Origin of the sequence: Pedobacter nyackensis, assembly GCF_900176505.1 — a bacterium.
GTDB classification, from domain to species: domain Bacteria; phylum Bacteroidota; class Bacteroidia; order Sphingobacteriales; family Sphingobacteriaceae; genus Pedobacter; species Pedobacter nyackensis.
In genome coordinates this window covers 13,630-38,055 of sequence record NZ_FWYB01000001.1, presented here as the reverse complement: position 1 = coordinate 38,055, position 24,426 = coordinate 13,630, and the positions used below count along the sequence as shown (strand labels likewise).

Below are 24,426 nucleotides of genomic sequence, written 5' to 3'. Positions count from 1 at the left end.
ATAAACTCCAAATAATTTTAACAAACAAACGACTAATGAAAAGATTCACTTTATTTGTTAGCCTTCTTATCACCACACTAGGCTACCAAAAAGTTAATGCGCAGGAGACTGCGCCAACTGTAAAACGTGCACAAAACATCTTTATTGAATTAGGGGGCCAAGGCTTAACCTTCACTGCTAATTATGATTCCAGGTTCTCTAATAGAAGAGATGGACTGGGTGGAAGAGCGGGTATTGGTTATTTCTCTGTGGATGGTGACAAAATCACATCAGTACCACTTTCATTAAATTACTTACTTGGAAAAGGAAACAAATTTTTCGAATTAGGACTAGGTGCTACTTATTTAAGTACCAGTGGTGACAGTGAGGTACTATTTAATAAAAACGAGAGCAATCTGGTCGGAACTATGAGTTTCTTTTATCGTGTACAACCAGCGGACGATGGTTTCTCGTTCAGAGCAGGGTTAAGTCCGGTATTCAGCAGTGATTTCTTTATGCCTTATTACGGCGGGATTAGTCTAGGCTATACGTTTTAATTATAAAATACTATCTTCAACTCCGGTAAATCAACCGGAGTTTTTTTTATTCAACAATGACCAAACCTTTACTTACAGCTGCAATAATCTTATTAACTGCAAGCGCTTCAATTGCCCAAACTTTTAAAAATGAATTTGGATTCCGCAGCGATAACGACTCCTACCTTGCTCAGGGCTCAGACCGTTATTATACCAATGGCTTATTTATTCACTTTAGGCGGGCAGTTAACCAGGAAACTTTAAAAGAGGGTTTGGAAAAAAAGATATATGAAATTAGCGCCGGTCAGGAGATATACAATCCTTACTCCGGCTCTGCGCCCGACCCCGCCAGACACGACAGGCCTTTTGCCGGTTATCTGTATGCCGGAGGAGCCTTAAGCTGGTTTTACACCAACGAAAGTATTTTAAAAACCAGTGTTGAATTAGGAACTACCGGTCCGAATTCCCTTGCAGAAAGCGGGCAGGATTTGCTACACAATACAGTAGGATTTTATGAGCTTGGTGGTTGGGATTATCAGATAAAAAATGCGCTTGCTGTAAACCTCTCTGCTCAATACACCCGATTGCTACATCGTTCATCGAACAAAGCCACAGACTTCTCTTTTGAAGGCTATGCCAATGCAGGAACTACATTTAGCGGAGCTGGAGCAGGCATTTTATTTAGAGCAGGTGGTTTAAATCAGCTTTTCAATTCTGCCTATACTAACGCAGTTATTGGAAATAATGCAAAAACCAAAGCACTTGTCAAACGAGAGGTATTCTTCTACGCGAAACCGCAATTAAATTTTATTGCTTATGATGCGACCATCCAGGGCAGCATGTTTAATAACAATGATCCGGTTACTTTTGACACAAAACCGATTGTGTTTGCCCAGCAAATTGGCTTCAATTACAGCTCACAACGATTTACTGTTGATTTTGGAATGATCTTTAAAACCAAAGAAATAAAGAGCACTGCGAAAGCGCATCAATATGGATCACTCAGTATGTTTTACAGGTTTAACTAGTACAGCTTAGCACATGGGCTTCAAATTGATTTAATCCAGCTGAGGTCGCTTCCTGGCCTCTTTTTTAGAAGCTACAGTTTGTTTATCCTTTAACCTTTTTCTGATTACAGATTTGGGAATTTTGGTGGGTTTTCTCTTTTTTTGTACATGGAGCGCAGATTTCAGCAAAATGACCAATTTAGCAATGGTCTTTTCCTTATTTAACAATTGACTCCTGTCTTCCTGTGACACCACATGAAGGTTACCTTCCTGGTCTAAACGGTTGGCTAGCCTTTCTGTGATCAAAGCCCGTTCTTCCTCCGTTAAAAAAGCTGCTGTCTCCAGGTTAAAAATGAGTTCTACTTTACTGGAAACCTTGTTTACATTTTGGCCGCCCTTACCCCCACTACGTGAAGTTTTGAAGGTAACTGACTTTAATATATCTTCTCTGCTGGGGACCATGGTACAAACATAAACATATGTTGAGCATTTAATAAAGATTTCATATTAAACAATTCTTCAAAATACTAACTTTGCTCACCTATGAGAAAAAACCTCGTTATAGCTATAGATGGCTATTCATCTTGTGGAAAAAGCACTTTAGCAAAAGCGCTTGCCAAGAAACTCGGCTTTATTTATATCGACAGCGGTGCCATGTACCGTGCTGTAACACTATATTTTATCCGTAATCATATCAATGTAAATGATCCTGAAGCGGTGAAGAATACCCTTGAGCAGATAGAGCTCAATTTTCATTCCCGCGATTATCAGTCGCACATTACCCTTAACGGTGAAGAAGTATCTGAAGAGATCAGACAAATGCCGGTTTCGGAAACTGTAAGTGAGGTTTCGGCGAATAAGCAAGTGCGCAGGGAAATGGTAAAGCAACAGCAGCGTATGGGGAAATCCAAAAACATAGTAATGGATGGACGCGACATAGGTACCACAGTATTTGCAGATGCACAGGTTAAGTTTTTCATGACTGCCGACCCAAAGATCAGGGCAGAACGTAGATATAAAGAACTACAAAGCAAAGGAGATACGACTACAACGCTGGAAGAGGTTTTTGAGAATTTAGCACACAGGGATTATGCCGACACGACGCGTGCGGAAAGCCCGTTAACACGTGCTGAAGATGCAATTATCCTGGATAATACCAATATTACTGAATCAGAGCAGCTTCACTTTGCACTGGATATGGTACATCAGCATCTTCCTTAAGCATTTTTTTGAAGCTTTATTAAACTACTTACTGCATTTTATTTTTGCAAATATTTAGTTACAATTCCCCGCTTAACATAAACATTACATTTCTATGTTTTAATTAAAATATGAGTTTAATACTTTTGTTTAACAATTTTGTCAAACTTAAAGTATATGAGTTCCAGAGATACCGGTACCGAGCAATTAATTAAAAATACGGCTAAGCATTTATTCTTTGCTGAGGGTAAATTGCATGCTACTACACAAGAGATTGCAGATGCAGCAGGTGTAAATCGTACACTTGTTAACTATTACTTCCGTTCCAGAGACATCTTGTTTGATCAAGTATTCAATGAAGCACAAGAAGACCTTTTTCAGACGCTAGACGATGTTTTTGAGTCCGACATGCCTTTCAAAGAGAAGATAAAAAACCTCATTTCCGTCTTCCTAAAAGAGGCCATGCAGTTCCCTTATCGCGAATTATTTATCATCACAGAGATGAACAGACATGATGTGATCAATGCGAAAAAAGCAAGGATACAAAAGGTTAACACATTTCTGGAAGAGATTCAATTGGAGATGGACAAAGGGACCATAAAAACTATGAACCCTAGACATTTTGCCATTAATCTTTTTTCTCTAATGGCTTATCCGCTGGTTACTGCCCCACTAAATAGGATACTATTTGGCATGAATGATGAGGACTACAGCGCATTGATGGAAGAGCGGAAACAATTAATTTTTGAAATAATATTCCTTTAACTACGACAATACATCCAAAATATGAACCATCATGATTTTATATGATTTAAACCAATAAAATCTCATGATAGCTCATCCACTAAAAAACACAATTACGTAAGATGAAAACTAGATTTCAGTCCCTCTATTTATTACTCCCAGCATTATTGATCATCGCATCCTGTGGAAACAGCGATCCAAAAAAAGCTGGACCTCCCCCTGCCCAGGTACAATCCTACCCAGTTTTGGCTTTAGCAACTCAATCGACCTCTCTTGAAACTGATTATCCGGCGACATTAGAAGGCATTCAGAATGTAGACATCAGACCAAAAGTTGATGGATTTATTGAAAAAATATTTGTAGATGAAGGTGCTACCGTTAAGAAAGGTCAGCTACTTTTCGCCATCAATGCACCTCAGTATGAGCAGCTGGTTAGAACAGCAAGTGCTGCAATTAGCAGTGCTCAAGCCGAAGTAAATGCAGCACAATTACAGGTGAACAAAACCAAACCATTGGTTGAAAAGGACATCATCAGTAAGTATGATCTGGATGCCGCCCTTTTAACACTGCAAAGCAGAAAGGCAGCACTCGCACAAGCCAAAGCAGAATTGGTAAATGCTAAAGTGAATTTAGGTTATACCCATATCACCAGTCCCGTTGATGGCGTTATTGGAAGTATTCCTTTCAAAACCGGAAGTTTGGTAAGCAGCAATAGCACAAGCCCTTTAACAACAGTGTCTAATATATCTAAGGTATATGCTTACTTCTCTTTAAATGAGAAACAGCTTTTAGAATTTTCACGTCAATATAAAGGCAATAGTCTTGAAGCAAAATTGAAAAACATTCCAGCTGTTTCACTGGTACTTGCAGATGGATCAGCTTACACAGAAAAAGGTAAAATTGAATCTATAAATGGTTTGATCAATACAGGTACAGGTTCTGTAAGTTTAAGGGCTACTTTTTCAAACCCCTTATATCTTTTAAGAAGTGGCGCAAGTGCATCGATACGCATTCCACAACATCTGGAAAATGTAATTCTTATCCCTCAAACTGCTACCATCGATTTACAGGGTAAAAAATTCGTTTACGTACTGGATGAAAAAGGAACAGTTAAAAACACTGAAATTGAGACGATGCAATTAACCAAAGGCAATTTCTTTGTGGTAACCAAAGGGCTAAAGGCCGGTGATAAAATCGTATTGCAAGGTTTCCAATCATTAAAAGACGGGGCAGAAATTAAACCGGAAGAACAAAGTGCTGACTCGGTTTACAGTGATATCAATAAATAAGCATTGTAAACCGCATTCAAAAATCCCAAATCGAATAGTATGTTTAAGAAATTCATAGAAAGGCCAGTTTTATCAACGGTAATATCCATTATCATTGTAATTCTAGGACTATTGGGCTTATTTACATTGCCCGTATCACAATATCCCGAAATTGCGCCACCAACGGTGCAAGTTTCAGCTTCTTACCAGGGTGCCAATGCCGATGTGGTAATGAACAGTGTGGTTATCCCACTTGAGGAACAGATTAACGGTGTTGAGGACATGACTTACATGACCTCATCAGCAAGTAACGATGGTACAGCTACCATTACAATTAACTTTAAACTGGGAACCAACCCCGATCTTGCTGCAGTAAACGTGCAAAACAGGGTAGCGAGAGCTAGTAGTTTACTACCTGCTGAGGTAACCCGTTCAGGTGTAATTACAGCAAAAAGACAGGCGAGTAACGTTTTGATCTTTGGTATTTATAGTGACAGTGCTTCCTATGACCAAACATTTTTGCAAAACTATGCCAATATCAACCTGGTTCCACAGATCAAACGTATCAATGGAGTTGGTGATGCTACAGCATTTGGTTTAATGGATTATACCATGCGTATCTGGCTTAAACCAGACGTAATGGCAACTTATGGCCTAGTACCTAGTGATGTAAGTGTAGCACTTGCTGAACAAAATATTGAAGCTGCTCCCGGCCAGTTTGGTGAGCAGGGTGAGCAATCGTTCCAGTATACCTTAAAATACTCAGGACGTTTAAAAAATGAAATTGAGTTTAGCAACATCATCATCAGAACGGCTGAAAACGGTCAGCTTTTACGATTAAAAGACATTGCCAGAATTGAATTGGGTGCACAAAGTTACGCCAATACAGTACGCTTTAATGGAAAGCCAGCTTTAGGTATTGCGATCAATCAAACGGCAGGTTCTAACGCCAAAGACGTAATTGAAGGATCGTTAAAAGTATTGGAAGAATCTTCAAAAACCTTCCCTAAAGGCGTACACTATACTTCTCTTGTAAATGTTAATGATTTCCTTGATGCTTCAATCGAAAAAGTAATCCATACTTTGATAGAAGCTTTTATTCTGGTTTTCATCGTTGTATTCATTTTCCTTCAGGATTTTAGGTCGACCTTAATTCCGGCCATTAGTGTTCCGGTAGCTATTATAGGTACCTTCTTTTTCCTTAGCTTATTTGGCTTCACCATTAACTTACTTACGCTTTTTGCATTGGTACTAGCCATTGGTATTGTGGTGGATGATGCCATTGTAGTCGTCGAGGCCGTCCATGCCAAGCTCGACCATGGCTATAAATCGGCTAAAAAAGCTACTATTGATGCCATGGAAGACATCACAGGTGCCATCATTTCCATTACATTGGTTATGGCAGCTGTATTTATCCCGGTAAGTTTTATCCAGGGTTCATCAGGTGTATTCTATAAGCAGTTTGGTTTAACACTTGCTATTGCCATTATCCTTTCGGCAATTAACGCTTTAACGTTAAGTCCTGCACTTTGTGCCTTATTACTAAAACCGCACGCCGAAGATCATGGAAAGCCTAAGAATTTTATGCAACGTTTTTATGCTGCATTTAATACGTCTTTTGATCTGATGACCAACAGGTATAAGCGTTCTGTAAGCTTTTTAGCCAGAAAAAAATGGCTGGCCGGTTTAGGTCTTGCACTTTTCACAGTGGCATTAGTCTGGGCCATGAACACCACTCCTAAAGGGTTTGTGCCTAATGAGGATTTGGGTACCATCATGTCTGATATCTCTCTACCTCCTGCTACTTCAACAGAGCAAACTGCTATAGTGATTAAACAGATTGATAGTATTGTCCATACTATTCCCGAAATTAATAACTCTTTAACAGTGGTTGGCCGAAGCATGATCAGTGGTTCGGGAAGTTCGTACGGTATGGTAATTGGGAAACTGTTACCATGGGACGAGCGTAAACGTGATGTAAAAGCAATTATTGGCGAGCTATTTGCCAAAACGGCTAGTATAAAAGGTGCCAGGGTAATCTTTTTTGCCCCTCCTACGATTCAAGGTTTTGGTACAAGTGGCGGTTTTGAATTCCAGTTACAGGATAAAACCGGTGGTGATATCAATAAATTTAATACTATTGGGAATGAATTCCTTGCAGCATTAAGTAAAAGACCTGAAATTCAATACGCATCAACTTCCTTTAATCCAAATTTCCCACAATACCAGATTGATGTAAATGTGGCTACGGTAAAACAAGCAGGATTAAGTGTTAGTGATGTATTAGGTGTATTGCAAGGTTATTACGGTGGTGTTTATGCCTCTAACTTTAACAAGTACGGAAAACAATATAGGGTAATGTACCAGGCTGATGCACCATATCGTGCAAACCAGGAAACACTGAATAATATCTACGTGAGAAATTCTAGTGGCAAAATGGCTCCCATCAGTAATTTCATCACTTTGAAAAAGGTATATGGTCCCCAGGCAATATCTCGTTTCAACTTGTTTACTTCTATTTCAGTAACCGGTAGTCCGAATGCGGGATTCAGCTCTGGTGATGCACTAAAAGCGGTACAGGAAGAAGCTGCCATTCACTTACCTACCGGATATGGATATGAGTTTTCAGGACTATCCCGCGAAGAGATGTCGAGCGGAAGTCAAACTATATTCATTTTCTTACTTTGCATAATATTTGTTTACTTCTTACTTTGCGCTCAGTACGAGAGTTATATACTGCCATTAGCAGTATTGATCTCGCTTCCTATTGGTTTAGCAGGTGTATTTATTTTCGATAAAATATTTGGTGTCGACAATAACATTTATACCCAAATTACGCTGATCATGCTCGTGGGCTTACTTGCGAAAAATGCCATCTTGATTGTGGAGTTTGCAGTTGAAAGAAGAAGGAAAGGTATGAGTATTGTAGGTGCAGCCATAAGTGGAGCTACGGCTCGTTTGCGTCCTATCTTAATGACTTCATTTGCATTTATCCTGGGCCTATTGCCATTGATGCTTTCAACAGGAGTTGGTGCTGCTGGTAATAAGTCTATCGGTACAGGTGCCGTAGGTGGTATGCTAATTGGAACAATATTCGGGATATTTGTGATCCCAACATTGTTTATTGTTTTCCAAAGCTTACAGGAAAAGGTTAGCAACAAATCACCATTTGATGAAGGATATGGTCCACCACAGGAAGACATTCAATTCCCAGAAGTAGACGTCCGCGAACATTAATTTTAAGAACATGAACACTAGATATCATAAATATTATTTCATCATCGGTTTTTCCGTACTGAGTTTAACGGGCTGCGTAACCAAAAAATACGAACGCCCGACAATAATCAGTAATGATTTATACAGAGACAATGCCACTACGGACAGCACAACTATAGCTGATTTGCCATGGAAAACCTTATTTGCCGATGCAGGATTACAATCCTTAATTCAACAAGGAATAAACGAAAACCTTGACTTGAAACAGGCCATCGAAAGGATCAAGATTGCTGAAGCTACTTTATTACAAAGTAAAGCGGCATTGCTGCCGAGCTTAACTGGCGACGTATCCGTAACTGATGCAAAGCAATCGAGGGCAGCATTAAACTTCCCTCCCGGTATCAATATTAATACCGAGACTCAAACGTACAGAGCCCAGCTGAGCACAAGCTGGGAAGCGGACATTTGGGGCAAACTAAGCAGTGCAAAAAGATCAGCATACGCATCATTATTACAAACCGATGCAGCTAAAAGGGCTGTACAGACCCAACTTATTGCGAATATTGCCAATGCTTATTACAACCTCCTGGCCTTAGACAAACAATTATCTATCACAGAGGAGACCATTAAAATCAGGGAAAAAGACGTTGAAACCATGAAATCCTTGAAAGAAGGTGCAGTGGTGAACGGTGCAGCTGTGGTACAGAGCGAAGCCAATCTATATGCCGCACAGGTTACAATCCCTGATTTGAAAAGAAGCATCCGCGAAACAGAGAATGCTTTAAGTATCCTATTAGGTAAAGGAGCTGGAAAAATCGATCGCTCGACACTTGATCAGCAAACAGCATATAGCAATTTGCAAACCGGTGTATCTGCTCAGTTGTTGCAAAACAGACCTGATGTGCTAGCTGCAGAATTAGCTTTCAGAGCTGCTTTTGAAAATAAGAATGTCGCGAAAGCTTACTTCTATCCGGCATTAACTTTAACAGCAAATGCGGGTTTATCAAGTTTGAGTTTAAAAAACTTCTTTGACAATTCCTTATTCTATAATTTAATAGGTGGCATTACTCAGCCAATATTTAATAAGGGGCAGAATAAAGCAAGATTAAAAACAGCAGAGGCACAACAGCAAATTGCATTTTATAGCTTCCAGCAAACACTATTAACAAGTGGACAGGAAGTATCCAATGCGCTATTTGCCTATCAGACTGCAGCAGAAAAGGAAGCGACCAGGGCAAAGCAAATCGCTTCGTTAACAAAAGCGGTTGACTTTACAAAGGAATTATTACGCTTCAGTTCAGCAACAAATTATACAGATGTACTGACTTCAGAACAAAGTTTACTCGCTGCCCAACTCAGCAGCACAAACGACAAACTACAAAAATTGCAATCAGTAGTGAATCTATACAAAGCCCTTGGAGGCGGTTGGAAATAAAAGAAAAAAGAAGCGCTTAACGGCGCTTCTTTTTTACCCGTTTAAATTTTAGTTAAGGTCGTCTGTTCTAGTCGACCTTTCTTTTTATACGCTCATCCCTACCCCTGCACGATCAAATCCACAGCTTGAACAGCACACTAACTAGAATAATTCTAAATAAATTTTGTTTGTAACGAAATAGATGCAATATTTGCCATTAAATAGAATTAATCTAAATAAACGCATGAATATACTTCGACTATTAAATTTATTAACACTGCTCTCTTTATTCTCCATGATTGCTATTGCCCAACAAAACAATAGCATAAAAGGAAAAGTATTAACGGCCGATGGGCAGGCTGCAGCCTATGTTAGTGTAGGATTGAAGGGAAAAGGGATGGCGGTAACTACTGATGACCAAGGAGATTATAGTTTTGAAAAAATAAAAAATGGCAATTACATCATCCGGGTTTCTGCCATAGGTTTAAAAAGCGCAGAAAGGGCCATAACTGTTTCAGGCAATCAAACGGTTATTGTAAATTTTAGTTTATCAGAGAGTGCCGATCAATTAAAAGAGGTAGTCGTTTCTGGTAATAAAAGAAAGTATAAAATTGACGCTCCCTCCTCCTCATTACGATTGGATGGACCACTATTAGAAGCACCTCAAAATATTCAGATCATTACTTCTGCTACACTTGCCGATCAGCAAATTACAAGTATGAGTGATGGTGCGCTTAGAAATGTAAGCGGATTAACCAGATTAGAACACTGGGGTGATATATATACACGTGTAAATACTCGTGGGGCAAGGGCTGCAGCATTCAGGAATGGTATAAATTTAACTTCAGACTGGGGACCACTCACAGAAGACATGAGCTTTGTAGACCATATTGAATTTGTAAAAGGTCCATCTGGCTTTATGATGTCGAATGGCGAACCAAGTGGTATTTACAATGTAGTAACCAAAAAACCTACCGGAAAAGATTTTAATGGCGAAGCCTCCTTTACATTAGGCAGCTATGATATGTACAGAAGCACTCTTGATCTGGATGGCAAATTAAATCAATCCGGTAAATTGTTATACAGGTTAAATTTAATGGGACAAACTAAAAACTCACATCGGCCGTATGAGTATAATGATCGTTATAGCATTGCCCCTGTTGTTAGCTACCAAATTGATGATCAAACATTATTAACAGCTGAGTACAACTATCAGCATGTCAAATTATCGGATCTTGGTTCAGCCTATGTTTTTGCACCAGATGGTTTTGCTACGCTACCTAGAGACTTTACCATGTCTGAGCCGGGCTTAGAACCTAGTATTGCAAAGGAGCATAGTTTGTTTTTAAACATGCAGCACCATTTTAATGCCAATTGGAAACTTACGGCGCAGTTGGCCTATGTAGATTTTAATCAGAAATCAACCGACATATGGCCGTCATCCGTAGCTGCAAATGGCGATATAATTCGTGACTTGTACATCTTTGATGCTGCATTGAATTATAAATTTGGTCAGGTATTTTTAAATGGTCATGCCACTACCGGGAGCGTTAGCCACCGCATTTTGGCTGGTTTAGATGTAGGCAGCAAGGAACGTTATTACGACTGGGGACAAACATCTCCACTTGATGATGCCATTAAACCATTTAACATTTACAATCCTGTGTATGGTGCTCCTGTAAATGGGATACCACAATTTGATCGCAGCAAAAGTTTATATCAAAGAGGTGCAAATAATCGTGTGGATCAATCGTACACAGGCTTGTACCTACAGGATGAGCTTGGTTTTCTGGAAAACAAGATTCGTTTAACATTAGCTGGAAGATACACCTATGTAAAACAATCGGAATACAATACGGATACAGAAGACAAAAGATTTACACCTCGAGTTGGTTTGAGTGTTTCTATTAATAATCAGACTTCTGTTTATGGCCTATTTGACCAAACTTTCATCCCACAAACAGGTGCTATTAAAAGTGGAGAACAACCTAAACCAATTACCGGAAACAATATTGAGTTTGGAATAAAAAAAGATTGGTTTGATGGACGCTGGAATACAACTATCGCTGCATACCGCATTCTTAAAAACAACGAACTATCGCCTGACCCAACCAGTACACCTGCCGCTCCATTCTCATTACAACTAGGACAAAGCACAACAAAGGGTATTGAATTCGACCTGCGCGGCGAGATTTTACCTGGATTAAACCTGGTAGCCAACTATGCGCTGACAGATTCCAGAGTGAGTAAAGAAACTGAAGTTTATGGCGAGGTTATTCCTGTTGGCACTAAAATAACGGGTTACGCTAAGCATAACGCCAATGCATGGTTGAGCTATAAAATTCAAACCGGGACATTAAAAGGTGCCGGAATATCCGGGGGCTTCAGTTATCTGGCCGATCGTAGCTCATGGTCATGGGGAGGTTCGGGAACTCAGGAAATGCCTAGTTACTTCAAATTAGATGGAGGATTTTTTTGGGAAAAGGATAAAGTACGCTTAACAGCAAATGCCTTTAACATTCTGGACAAATACCTATATAGCGGGGCTTCTTATGGTGATTATTATTATTGGCAGACTGAAGCACCAAGAAATTTCAGACTGAGCATTACTTACAAATTTTAATAAAAATAATGTTGAGTAACAAGAAAAACAGGTTCAAATATTGGACCGGACAACTCCACTTATGGCTCGGATTAACATCCGGGCTATTTGTGTGTTTTTTAGGTATCACCGGATGTATATTGGCCTTTGAAAAGGAAATTGAAAATATTACCCAACCCTACCGTTTTACAAAAGTAGAAACGCACGCCATGCTGGCTCCCTCCGCTCTCAAAAAAAATGCTGAGGAAGCCTTGCCTGGCAAACATGCCCATAGTGTAGGCTACCAACAAGGAAAAGCATCACAAGTAGTTTATTTTGCAGAAAACCCGTCCTATTACTGGATCGTTTTTTTAAACCCCTATACCGGTGAGGTATTAAAGGTTAAAAATATGGATGATGACTTTTTCAGGATTGTGATTATGGGACATTATTACCTTTGGCTCCCTCCCCATGTCGGTCAGCCGATTCTAGCTACAGCAACTTTAATGTTTCTTTGTTTACTTATTTCCGGATTGGTATTGTGGTGGCCAAAAAACAAAGCCGCCAGCAAAAAGAGATTTAGTATTAAGTGGAACGCAAAATGGAAGCGTTTAAATTATGACTTACATAATGTGCTGGGTTTTTACATGACCTGGATTCTTATTTTTATTGCCATAACCGGCCTAGTAATGGGCTTTCAATGGTTTGCAAAATCAGTCTACTGGATTTCATCGGGTGGCGAACAGATGAAACAGTATGCAGAAAGTTATTCTGATACAACTTTAGTAAATACTGCTGTAGGTAAAAAACCGGCGATGGACATCTTATGGGCAAAAACCCTAAAGGGTTTACCTGGGTATACTGGGGGTATCGAAGTGCATGTACCTGAAAATGCAAAGTCGGCCATAGAAGTTGCCCTCAATCCGGATACCGACACCTATTGGAAAGCCAACTATCTTTACTATGATCAATACAGTTTACAAGAGATGGAAGTAGCGCATAGTTATGGAAAACTGTCAAATGCAAGTTTAGCCGATAAGATAGCAAGGATGAACTATGACATCCATATTGGTGCAATTGCCGGTTTACCTGGTAAGATAATAGCTTTCTTAGCTAGTTTAATCGCTGCGAGTCTCCCCATAACAGGGTTTATGATCTGGCGTGGCCGGAAAAAGAAAAAAGTATCCGTTAAAAACCAAAAAGAAAGGTCATCTGTTCCATAACAGCTGGCCTTTCTTTTTTGCAGTATTTTTTTCTAATTTGCATTCCCCTAATCAAAAAACAATGACACACGTAGCTTTATTATTGACCAATAAATACCGTCTACTTAGTGTAGCAGCGATATTGGATGTGTTTGATACCGTGAATAGCTATTACAAAACCAATGATGAGGAAGCATTGTTTAAAATAAATGTCCTTTATGCTGAAAACAGCACCAATGAAATTCCAGCGTTTAATGATCATAAGCCACAACCCTTAGAATCGGCTGGTCAACATGACCTGGTTCTTATTCCTGCTTTTGGAACATCTGACTTAAAAAGTGCAATTCAGGAGAACCTTGAGTTTCTCCCATGGTTGTGTAAACAACACGAGAATGGTGTGGAGCTTGCTTCATTTTGCACCGGCGCGTTTCTGTTAGGAGCGAGTGGCCTGTTAAACGGAAAAAGTGCAACTACGCATATCCATGCCAGTACATCATTTGCAGCCAGTTATCCTGATGTTTTTTTAAGAGCAAACGAAATAATTACCTACGACCATGGTGTATATACTAGTGGGGGCGCAACTAGTACCTTTCATTTATTACTAAGGCTTATCCATAATTATGGCAACCGGGAAATTGCAGTAAGAATGGCAAAAGTATTCGCTATAGATATGAATCGGGGGCAGCAGAGTTATTTTGGCACTTTTATCCCTTCGAGAGACCATGGGGATGAACTGGTGACAAAAACACAGCTGTGCATAGAAAATATGTACAATACGGCCACAACCGTGGAGGATATCCTTCAACAAATACCCGCAAGTAGGCGTAATATCGAACGCCGTTTCAAAGTCGCTACGGGAAATACGATGATCGCGTATTTACAAAAAACAAGAATAGAAGTAGCGAAGAAGCTATTGGAACAAACTAATCAAAGTATCCTTGAGGTGATGTTGAATTCGGGTTATAATGATTTAAAAGCCTTTAGGCAGCTATTCAAGAAGAGCTCTGGAATGACACCTAAAGACTACCGCGATAAATTTAAAGCGCGGGTTGCATAACCTTCTTTTTACCAGCCTTGTTTTTCTTTTTAAGCTTATTGAGCCATATCATCGTACCTGTAATAGGCAAACTTGTGGCAATTAAGCAGGCAAAGAAATAAATAATCTTAGTGAACATTCCATAAACATCACCAAGGTGTAAAGCTTTTATAGAGCCCGAAACACGCTCATTAAATGGTTTATCTTTAAATATTTCAGTTTTTAATACGGCGGCGTCATACTGATCTAGCAATAATTTATCACCAGCTGCGGAAGCAAAAAAGCCACTTTTATTTTTTGTAATAGCAACGGCTGCAACTGAGTCTTTGGGTAAACTGATGCTATAGTCGCCTTTATAATCAAGCACCTTATCTGCTGCTGCAATATAACCTGCAATGTTTAATTTAGTGGTTTTATCGCTGATTTTTGATACTGGATCTTTTGGTGCTTCAAATCCCTCCGGCTGATAGGTCCCCAATGTTTTCCTTAATGCATCACGATACCATGAAAATGACCATTGTGGGCCGGTTATTCCCATTAAAAAAAAAAAAATACAAGCGTAAAAACCTAAACTATTGTGCAGATCATGGTTTGTTCTCTTCCAGCTACCGTTCCATTTGATTTTCAAACCTTGTTTCCATGCTCTGATCTTTTGAGGGAACCATATAACCATACCGGTAATTACCCCCAGCGTGAACAAGATCGTTGCAGCTCCGGTTATATAACTACCCAATTTACGGTTCTCTAATTCTCCAATCAGCGGCTTTTCAATTTTGTCCAATAACAACCAACGGTGCAGACTAAACATCGTCTTCATAAAATCTGCCGTGGCGGATTTAGATTCAGAGATATTACCTAGGACCTCACCTGTGTATGGGTTAACCGCAAATGCCGAAGGACGTTTTCCACCGCCAGCCCCCTCTTTCGCCATTTCTGGATTCTTTCCCTTTTTAGCACCATCTTTTCCACCTGCCCCAAGACTTTCCTTTTCTTTATGTTCGCCTTTTTCAGCCTTCTTTTTACCTTCTTCTTTTAATCGAACCATAAATTGATAGGTTCTGTTAGGGTCTGAAGGTATTTTTACAGAGGCGACCTTTCCACCAGTACTTGCTTTCACCTTAGCTATGAGTTCCTCAACAGCAATTGGTTTAGATCCATTCTCATTCTTCACCTTATACAATTCAGGCGAGGCCATTTCGCGAAGCTCAGTATTAAACACATACAAAGTACCGCTTAAACAAACGAGTATAACGATGATTCCACTAGTCAAACCGATCCATAAGTGGACGTCATTAAAGAATTTCCGGATTTTTTGCCAGGCAGATTTTGTTTTTTGTGCTGTCATTAGTTTAGTAGTGTGATATGTGTTTTTTATAGATAATGCCAACAGAATCATTTCCATTGGCATTAGTATTAATTTAAGGATGCTAAAATACAATTATTTAGATACAGTCTAATTAATAAATTATAAAATTAACGCTCAGAAACAGGGAGCTACAGCTACAAAAAACCTCATCACCACACATTGTAACATTTTGAATCTGACCAAAATTCAATTGGCCTTTCAAAAAGTACTTTGGTTACCTGCCTACTAAGATCAAAATGACAGTATTGTTGATGGATCCTGAATTATGCTTATTTTTGTTCAGTACTTAACAGCGTCTGTACAATTCCCTTTACAATCAGTTCTAAATCAACAACATTTATCAATAATTTCTTTGCTGTAAAAAAAATAATTTCTATCTTTGTCGTCCCTCACGGGAAAAGGAGATTTAATTTTAATGGCTAAAAAACAAGTAGCAGAAAAAGAACTAGAGGCTAAAACAGCCGAATTACAAGGCGCAGACGCTCGTCTGGCTGAGAAAGAAACCATTGAATCAGAAGCTGATTCAGTGTCGATCGAACAGATCAAATCATCATTAGCAACTCCAGATCAAGATTTTGACTGGGATGCAGACGACAAAGCATTCGGAAATTACAGTGACGCAGACCGTAAGAAGTTTGAAGAAATGTATACCGATACTTTCAATCAAATCAACCAAGGTGAAATCATCAGTGGTACTGTTGTTTCAATCAACAACAAAGACGTAGTATTAAACGTAGGATTTAAATCTGACGGTTTGGTATCTACTTCTGAGTTCCGTGATACACCTGATTTGAAAGTTGGCGACAAAGTTGACGTTTTCGTGGAAGCTCCAGAAGATGCTAACGGCCAGTTAATTTTATCTCGTAAAAGAGCTAAAACCCAAAGATCATGGGAGTCTATTAATGAGGCTCTTGACAATGACAGAATCATCAACGGATTTGTTAAAAGCCGTACTAAAGGTGGTCTTATCGTTGACATCATGGGTGTTGAAGCTTTCTTACCTGGTTCTCAAATTGACATCAAACCTATCCGCGATTACGATGTATACGTGGGTAAAACAATGGAGTTCAAAGTTGTTAAGATCAACCACGAGTTTAAAAACGTAGTTGTATCTCATAAAATCTTAATTGAAGACGACTTAGAAAGCCAAAAAGTTGAAATCGTATCTAAACTTGAAAAAGGACAGGTATTAGAAGGTACTGTTAAAAACATTACTGACTTCGGTGTATTCATCGATTTAGGTGGCGTTGACGGTTTACTTCACATCACTGATATTTCTTGGGGCCGCATAGAGCATCCAAAAGAAGTATTAAGCTTAGATGAGAAAATCAACGTTGTAGTTCTTGACTTTGATGATGAGAAAAAACGTATTGCATTAGGTTTAAAACAATTGACTCCACACCCTTGGGAATCTTTAGACACTAACTTAGCTGTTGGTTCTAAAGTTAAAGGTAAAATTGTTACTGTTGCTGATTACGGTGCTTTCTTAGAAATCATTCCAGGTGTTGAAGGTTTAATCCACGTTTCAGAAATGTCGTGGTCACAAAACTTACGCAGCCCACAAGAATTTTTGAAAGTTGGTGATGAGATCGAAGCCGAAGTTTTAACTTTAGACAGAGACGATCGCAAAATGAGTTTAGGTATTAAACAATTAACTCAAGATCCTTGGCAAAATGTTGCTGAAAGATATCCTATCGGAAGCAAACATACTGCTGTAGTTAAAAACATGACTAACTTCGGTGTATTCGTAGAAATCGAAGAAGGTATCGATGGATTAATCCATATCTCTGATCTTTCTTGGTCTAAAAAAGTTAACCACCCTAACGAATTCACTAAAGTTGGTGATACATTAGACGTAGTTGTATTAGAATTAGACGTTGAAAGCCGCAAATTAAGCTTAGGTCACAAACAATTAGAAGAAAATCCTTGGGATACTTTTGAAACTATCTTTACTTTAGATTCAATCCACCAGGGAACTGTTGTTAAAGTAACTGATAAAGGTGCTGTTATTGCTTTACCATATGGTGTAGAAGGTTTCGTACCAACTAAACACATGGCTAAAGAAGACGGTGGTACCATCAAAGCTGAAGAAACTAATGACTTCAAAATCATTGAGTTTAACAAAGATGCTAAACGTATCGTTGTTTCTCACGCCCGTATCTGGGAAGAGGCTAAAGCTGAAGCTGTTGCAGAAGAGCGTAATGCTAAGAAAAAAGAAGCTAAAGCTTCTAGCAGTGCAGTGAAAAAAGTTAAAGATTCAGTTGAAAAATCTACATTAGGTGATTTAGGTGTGCTTGCACAATTAAAGCAACAAATGGAAGGTGAAGAAAACAAAGCCAAAAAAGGCGAGTAATCTTTAAAGCTTATATATGAAAAGCATCCCCTAACAGGGATGCTTTTTTTTGCCCTTCTTTTTTTAGTATTTTGCAGCATGAAGAAATCTTTCTTACTATTTGCACTTATTGTACTGTGCACTGGCATAGTTCAGGCCCAACTACCTGCAATCATTCCACAGCCGGTTGAATTAAGAGCAGGCCTCTTTCCTCAGGATAAATTTAAAATTGACACGCATACTAGTATCCTGATTTCCGACAACACTGTAAAACCTTCCGCACAGTTTCTAGCCAACTATATTTTTAAATATTATAAGTTAAAGCTTAAAATAGTCAATAGCCCTGAACATATAAAAAATGCACAATCAATTAATTTGGTTGTTAACAAACAAATGTATACGAATGCGGACAAATACTTTGTTTCCGTATTAAAAAATCAACTCAATGCGGGATCCGCATCTCCACAAGGCATATTCTATGCCGTACAAACCATTATACAACTTTTACCGGTCACGGCGATCGAACAAACCGAACTAATGATCCCCTCTGTTGATATCATAGATTACCCTCGCTTTGCTTACCGCGGTATGCACCTGGATGTGAGCAGACACTTCTTTGATGTTGCCTTCATTAAAAAATATATAGATTATCTGGCTCTTCATAAACTAAATAACTTTCATTGGCATCTGACTGATGATCATGGCTGGAGGATAGAAATCAAAAAACACCCTAAGCTAACCGCTATCGGCGCATGGCGTAATGGCACCATTATAGGCTTATACCCCGGAACAGGCAATGATGGACTCAGGTACGGTGGTTATTACACCCAACAAGAAGTTAAAGATGTAATTAAATATGCAGCTGACCGCTACATAAACGTCACTCCTGAAATTGAAATGCCAGGTCATAACATGGCCGTTTTAGCTGCCTATCCTGAACTAAGCACAACGCCTAAAGAACAAAAACAGGTAGCACAAACCTGGGGCATATTTAACAAGTTTAACAACGTCCTCCTCCCTTCCGAGCAAACCTTTAGCTTTTTAGAGGAGGTACTGACCGAAGTCATGGACTTATTCCCCTCCCCTTATATCCATATTGGCGGTGATGAATGTTCAAAGATCTGGTGGAAACAATCTGCTTTCTCTCAAAAACTGATTAAAGAGAAAGGACTAAAAGATGAAAATGGTTTGCAAAGCTATTTCATCCATAGAGTAGAAAAATTTGTAAACGGCAAAGGTAAAACCATTATTGGATGGGATGAAATACTAGATGGTGGACTAGCTCCTAATGCAATTGTAATGAGCTGGCGTGGAGAAAAAGGTGGAATAGCGGCAGCCAAACAAAAGCACAAGGTAATCATGACTCCTGAAAATATGATGTATTTCAATCATAGCCAGTTTGTGAAAGACGATTCATTAACAGCAGCCAAATACCTACCCTTAAAAACTGTTTATGATTACGAGCCCATACCTGCCGTATTAAATGAAGCAGAAGCCAAATATATCTGGGGCGCACAAGGCAACTTATGGTCTGAATATATAGCTAATCCAGCCAAAGCTGAGTATATGCTTTTCCCAAGATTAGATGCCTTGAGCGAAATCTTGTGGAGCCCGAAAGAAAAAAAGAACTACACAGATTTTCAGAAAAGGTTAAAAACCCAGTTTGAAAGGTACGACCTTATGAAGGTGAATTATAGTAAACGATATTTAACAAATTAATGAATATAGGTCAGTAAATATTGGAACAACAATTTAAATTCATAAAGTATTTAAGCACAAGCTGCTACATCATCATTTTACATTTTTTGAATTTAAAAGCGCTTTTATGTATTTGAGGTTCCAAATTTTGGCTATATTTGCATAATCTTTAAGTCAATGCAAAAACGAACACTGCTAGACGGTCAAAAATTCCAGATCACAATTAAACGACTTTGTCATCAATTAATTGAGAGTCACAACGATTTTTCTAATACGGTTTTAATCGGTATACAGCCAAGAGGCAGTTATTTTGCCGACAGAGTAAAGCACGAACTATCGGAAGTCCTGAAAAAAAGCGTAATTCAGAAAGGTAATTTAGATATTACTTTTTTTAGAGATGATTTCAGACGAAAAGACGGACTGGTTTCGGCAAGTAGCAACACCATAGATTTTATTATAGAAGGTAAAAACGTAATCTTAATTGATGATGTATTGTGGACAGGGCGGACAATCCGTGCTGCACTTGATGCATTATTAGCCTACGGAAGGCCTGCAAAAGTAGAATTGTTGGTGCTCATAGACAGGCGTTTTTCAAGACACGTACCTATTGAACCAGATTACATTGGTTTACAGGTAGACACGCTCGACTCACAACAGGTAAAAGTGAGTTGGAAAGAAACAGAAGGAGAAGACAAAGTTATCTTAATATCAGAAAGCAATAAATAATATGGCAGTAGAAAAATTATCAACCCGACATCTTTTAGGTATCAAAGATATTAACCGGAATGATATCGAACTAATCTTCGAAACTGCAGATAATTTTAAAGATGTGATTAACAGGCCCATTAAAAAGGTTCCTTCGTTAAGAGACATCACCATTGCCAATATATTCTTTGAGAATTCTACCCGCACCAAACTGTCGTTTGAACTGGCTGAGAAACGCCTTTCAGCTGATGTGGTTAATTTTGCTGCATCATCCTCATCCGTAAGTAAAGGTGAAACACTAATTGATACTGTCAATAACATCCTAGCCATGAAAGTGGATATGGTGGTGATGAGACATCCCTATGCAGGTGCAGGACAGTTTTTGAGCAAACATATCAAGGCGCAGATTGTAAACGCCGGAGATGGGGCACATGAACACCCTACACAAGCCTTACTAGATGCTTTTTCAATTCGCCAGAAACTTGGTGATGTGGCTGGCAAAAAAGTAGTAATTGTTGGTGATATTCTACACTCAAGAGTAGCCATTTCAAACATACTTTGTCTGCAAAAACTAGGCGCAGAAGTAATGGTATGCGGCCCTACGACCCTAATCCCTAAACACATTGAAAGCTTAGGTGTAAAGGTTGAGCACAATTTAATTAAAGCGCTAAACTGGTGTGATGTGGCCAACATGCTGCGCATACAGCTGGAAAGACAAGACATCAAATATTTTCCTTCATTAAGAGAATATGCCATGATGTACGGACTAAACAAGCAGATTCTGGACAACCTGGATAAGGAAATCATTGTGATGCACCCGGGCCCAATAAACAGAGGTGTGGAGATTACGAGTGACGTAGCTGACAGCAAACAATCTATCATTCTTGAACAGGTTGAGAATGGTGTAGCTGTACGTATGGCCGTACTCTATCTTTTAGCTGCCCAGAACGACTAAAATATCCCCTGCGCTTGCCTTAATTAATATTCACAAGATATTTTTAAAGGATCAATACGAACTTTCCTTTATAACCGTTTAACCTGTGTTATCAACACATGTTAGTTTCTTGTGTTAATAAGACGCAATACTATTTTTATATTAGGACCAACCATATTTGAAATCAGATGTCGAAAAAATACTTTTTTATTCCGCTACTCTTAGCAGGGGGGCTTACGGCCGGCTATGCACAAACCAGTGTACTAGTGAACCTGAACAAGAATTACCAAACCGGTCTGGAACTACTGGATAATGAAAAATACATAGCAGCAGCACAACAGTTTAGACTGGTGGAGCAACTGAGACAAAAACCGGGTACTCAACCAGAAAGTAATGCCGAATTGTCGATGCTTAAGGAAAATGCTAAATTCTATGCCGCCGTATGCGCCTTAGAACTCGGCAACAGAGATGCAGAAAGCTTATTTCAAAAATTCATTAAAGATTACCCGCTAAATCCAAATACAAAACTTGCCTACTTCCATGTAGGTAAATCATATTTCGCACAAAAAAACTATCAGAAAGCATTGGAATGGTTTGAAAAAACCGACCCTTCTACCCTTTCTGGGAAACAACGTCTGGAGTATCAGTTTAAACAGGGCTATGCCTACTTTGAATTGAAAGACATTGAAAAAGCAGAACCTTTATTTGAAGCTGTAAAGAAAGAAAAATCACCTTTCCAGGAAAGCGCTACTTATTACTTTGCTTATATCAATTACCTGAATAAAGAATACAAAACAGCATTAAGCAACTTCGAAAAGTTAAAGGGATCTCCTACCTATGAAGCCAGCTATCCATACTACATTACTTCAATGTATTACCTGGATGAGCGTTATGATAATGTGCTCAATTACGCAATTCCAATTTTAAAAACCACAAAGCAGCAGTATGAAGCAGAGATGCTGAGTCTGATTGCTGCTTCCTATTTTGCCAAATCTGATTATGTAAATGCTGAAAAGTATTTCAAAGATTTCTACGCAAAGGATAAATCGAATAATAAGAATAATCTTTTTACTTATCAATACGGTTATTCCCTATTTCAATTGAAAAAATACAGTGAATCGGTTGCTATACTGGAAAAACTGAACACAGATGATGTTTACCTGCAAAGTGGAATGTATACACTGGGTCGTTCCTTTATACAGTTAAAAAATAAAGAAAAAGCCAGAAGTGCATTCTTCAGAGCGTCAAGACTTGATTTCGATAAAGTAGTACAGGAAGAAGCCTGGATTAATTATGCCAGACTAAGTTATGAGCTTGAATTTAACCAACAGGCGTTGGAAGCCACGCAAAATTTCCTGAAGCAATTTCCAACATCCCGTAAATTAAATGAGGCTAAAACACTATTAGGTGAAATTTTGCTGACTAGTAAAAACTACCAGGCGGCAATTGACATATTGGAGCCAATTCCAAATAAATCTCCTGAAGCCAAAGAAGCTTATCAGAAAGTAACCTACTTCAGAGGTTTGGAGTTTTATAATGAAAGAGCTTTCCCTAACGCCCTTTCTATGTTCCTGAGATCAGAAAAATTCCCTCAGGATGATGAAATTCTTGCATTAAATACCTACTGGAAAGCAGAAGCCAGTTATGAACTGAGAAAATTTGGCGAAGCAGTAAAACATTTTGAAACCTTTCTTGATTTGCCAGGTGCCAGCAAAACCGGCGTTTACAATTTTGCAAATTATGCCCTGGCCTATTCGGCTTTTGAGGATGAACGCTATGGAAAAGCGGCTACCTATTTTGAGCGCTTTTTAAGAGGTAACGATAAAGATCCTAAAACAGTAAATGACGCAACTATCAGGTTGGCGGATTCTTATTTTGTGAATAAAAGCTATACCAATGCACTGTTGAACTACAACAAGATTATTGGTAACAGAGCTACAGGCGAAGATTACGCTTTATTCCAACGTGGAATGATCCAGGGACTTGAAAATCAAAATGATGCAAAAATCAGCACGATGCAGAGTTTGCTTAAGCAATTCCCGACATCAAATTATGCTGATGATGCAGGTTTTGAGATGGCCTATACTTATTTTAACAAAGGAGATCTCGATAAATCAAAATCCGACTTAACCAGTTTGATTAGTAAATATCCGAATAGCAGTTATGTGCCACGTGCACTGGTAACCATTGGTTTGGTACAGTATAACCAGGATCAAGACGATGCAGCTCTTGAATCTTTCAAAAAAGTAATCGCAGATTATGCGAGTACTGAAGAAGCAAAGCAAGCACTTGAATCGATAAAGAACATCTATGTCGATAAAGGAGATTCTCAAGGTTTCATCACCTATGCCGGAACTACCCCATTGGGCAACTACTCATCAGCTGAACAGGATAACATCTTATTCCAGGGTGCCAAAAATTTATACCTAAAAGGAGATGCTAAAGGTGCTTTTGAAGCCATCAATGCTTATTTCGACAAATTCCCCAAAGCAATACATGATAAGGAAGCCAAGTTTATCAGAGCTGAATCATTAGTGAAATTAGGTAGGCCAGATGAGGCTATTCCTGATTATGAATATATTTTGAATGACTGGACAAGTGATTACACCGAACGCTCGCTGGTTAGTATTTCCAAATTGTTCCTTGATCAAAAAAAATACAATGAGGCCATTGTGTACTTGAAACGTCTGGAAACAACTGCAGATTACAAAGTACATTATACATACTCGTTAAACAATCTTCTAAAGGCTTATAATGAGCTGAACATGCCGGATGATGTGCTGAAATATGTGCAGTTGGTTAAAGAATCTGATAAAGCTTCTGAAGAAGAAAAAAACAGCGTAGACCTATATGCAGGTAAAGCTTACTTATTGAAAGCTGATACAACGCTTGCTGTTAAATCATTTAATAATGTAGTAAGCAAAACAAAAACGCTTGCTGCTGCAGAGGCCAAATATAACCTGGCAGCTGTACAATATGCTAAACGCGATTACAAAACTTCAAGTAAAACTTGTTTTGATTTGATTAATAACATGCCCTCTTATGATTACTGGGTAGCTAAAGCCTTTATCTTACTGGCCGACAATTATGTAGCCTTAAAAGATAATTTACAGGCAAAAAGTACGCTATTGAGTATTATAGACAACTACGATGGCAAGGATGATATTGTGCCTACTGCCAAAGCGAAATTAGAAAAAATTAAATAAGA

The 24,426-nt window shown here is 38.8% G+C and carries 17 protein-coding genes; 15 read left to right on the top strand and 2 right to left on the bottom strand.

From position 1 onward, the window contains the following. Positions 1–35: 35 nt before the first annotated feature. Both B9A18_RS00135 and B9A18_RS00130 read left to right on the top strand, forming a co-directional pair. Complete coding sequence (locus B9A18_RS00135; RefSeq protein ID WP_084286641.1) at positions 36–536, top strand: hypothetical protein; 501 nt, start codon at positions 36–38, stop codon at positions 534–536. Positions 537–592: 56 nt separating this feature from the next. Further along, positions 593–1,543 carry a lipid A deacylase LpxR family protein gene (locus tag B9A18_RS00130; RefSeq protein ID WP_084286640.1) on the top strand — a complete coding sequence of 317 codons (951 nt, stop codon included), beginning with the start codon at positions 593–595 and terminating at the stop codon, positions 1,541–1,543. 30 nt (positions 1,544–1,573) lie between these two features. Here the strand turns inward: B9A18_RS00130 and arfB are convergent, their stop codons facing one another. Further along, positions 1,574–1,984, bottom strand: a complete 411-nt coding sequence (gene arfB, locus B9A18_RS00125; protein ID WP_084286639.1) for an alternative ribosome rescue aminoacyl-tRNA hydrolase ArfB — start codon at positions 1,982–1,984, stop codon at positions 1,574–1,576. An 81-nt stretch (positions 1,985–2,065) separates the two neighbouring features. On the opposite strand from arfB, the gene cmk reads away from it, so the two are divergent. From cmk to B9A18_RS00085, 8 genes are all read left to right on the top strand, one after another. Beyond that, on the top strand, positions 2,066–2,743 hold the full coding sequence (gene cmk / locus B9A18_RS00120; RefSeq protein ID WP_084286638.1) for a (d)CMP kinase: 678 nt from the start codon (positions 2,066–2,068) through the stop codon (positions 2,741–2,743). Between the two features lie 156 nt (positions 2,744–2,899). Next, on the top strand, positions 2,900–3,487 hold the full coding sequence (locus B9A18_RS00115) for a TetR/AcrR family transcriptional regulator (RefSeq protein ID WP_084286637.1): 588 nt from the start codon (positions 2,900–2,902) through the stop codon (positions 3,485–3,487). Between the two features lie 101 nt (positions 3,488–3,588). Beyond that, positions 3,589–4,755 (top strand): efflux RND transporter periplasmic adaptor subunit, encoded by a 1,167-nt coding sequence (locus B9A18_RS00110; protein ID WP_084286636.1) that lies wholly within the window; start codon positions 3,589–3,591, stop codon positions 4,753–4,755. 39 nt (positions 4,756–4,794) lie between these two features. After that, the gene (locus B9A18_RS00105) at positions 4,795–7,971 is read left to right on the top strand and encodes an efflux RND transporter permease subunit (protein WP_084286635.1); all 3,177 of its coding nucleotides are present in this window, start codon (positions 4,795–4,797) and stop codon (positions 7,969–7,971) included. Between the two features lie 10 nt (positions 7,972–7,981). Continuing rightward, positions 7,982–9,385: an efflux transporter outer membrane subunit gene (locus B9A18_RS00100; RefSeq protein ID WP_084286634.1), complete on the top strand. Its 1,404-nt coding sequence runs from the start codon at positions 7,982–7,984 to the stop codon at positions 9,383–9,385. A 223-nt stretch (positions 9,386–9,608) separates the two neighbouring features. Then, entirely contained in the window at positions 9,609–11,987 is a 2,379-nt protein-coding gene (locus tag B9A18_RS00095; protein ID WP_084287406.1) for a TonB-dependent siderophore receptor, read from the top strand. A gap of 8 nt (positions 11,988–11,995) precedes the next feature. Next, positions 11,996–13,168, top strand: coding sequence for a PepSY-associated TM helix domain-containing protein (locus tag B9A18_RS00090; RefSeq protein ID WP_084286633.1), 1,173 nt, complete (start codon positions 11,996–11,998; stop codon positions 13,166–13,168). 61 nt (positions 13,169–13,229) lie between these two features. Then, positions 13,230–14,204, top strand: coding sequence for a GlxA family transcriptional regulator (locus tag B9A18_RS00085; RefSeq protein ID WP_084287404.1), 975 nt, complete (start codon positions 13,230–13,232; stop codon positions 14,202–14,204). Here the strand turns inward: B9A18_RS00085 and B9A18_RS00080 are convergent. Then, positions 14,185–15,528, bottom strand: coding sequence for a PepSY-associated TM helix domain-containing protein (locus tag B9A18_RS00080; RefSeq protein ID WP_084287405.1), 1,344 nt, complete (start codon positions 15,526–15,528; stop codon positions 14,185–14,187). The genes B9A18_RS00085 and B9A18_RS00080 overlap by 20 nt on opposite strands. A 436-nt stretch (positions 15,529–15,964) precedes the next feature. Between B9A18_RS00080 and rpsA the strand changes: the two genes are divergently transcribed. The 5 genes from rpsA (at position 15,965) to B9A18_RS00055 (ending at position 24,424) form a co-directional block, all read left to right on the top strand. Next, positions 15,965–17,902: a 30S ribosomal protein S1 gene (gene rpsA / locus B9A18_RS00075; protein ID WP_084286632.1), complete on the top strand. Its 1,938-nt coding sequence runs from the start codon at positions 15,965–15,967 to the stop codon at positions 17,900–17,902. 78 nt (positions 17,903–17,980) lie between these two features. After that, positions 17,981–19,600, top strand: a complete 1,620-nt coding sequence (locus B9A18_RS00070; RefSeq protein ID WP_084286631.1) for a beta-N-acetylhexosaminidase — start codon at positions 17,981–17,983, stop codon at positions 19,598–19,600. A gap of 156 nt (positions 19,601–19,756) precedes the next feature. Then, a complete protein-coding gene (pyrR, locus tag B9A18_RS00065; protein ID WP_084286630.1) occupies positions 19,757–20,305 on the top strand; it encodes a bifunctional pyr operon transcriptional regulator/uracil phosphoribosyltransferase PyrR in 549 nt (182 codons plus the stop codon). Between the two features lies 1 nt (position 20,306). After that, positions 20,307–21,239: an aspartate carbamoyltransferase catalytic subunit gene (locus tag B9A18_RS00060; protein WP_084286629.1), complete on the top strand. Its 933-nt coding sequence runs from the start codon at positions 20,307–20,309 to the stop codon at positions 21,237–21,239. Positions 21,240–21,406: 167 nt separating this feature from the next. Next, on the top strand, positions 21,407–24,424 hold the full coding sequence (locus B9A18_RS00055) for a tetratricopeptide repeat protein (protein ID WP_084286628.1): 3,018 nt from the start codon (positions 21,407–21,409) through the stop codon (positions 24,422–24,424). Positions 24,425–24,426: the final 2 nt, after the last annotated feature.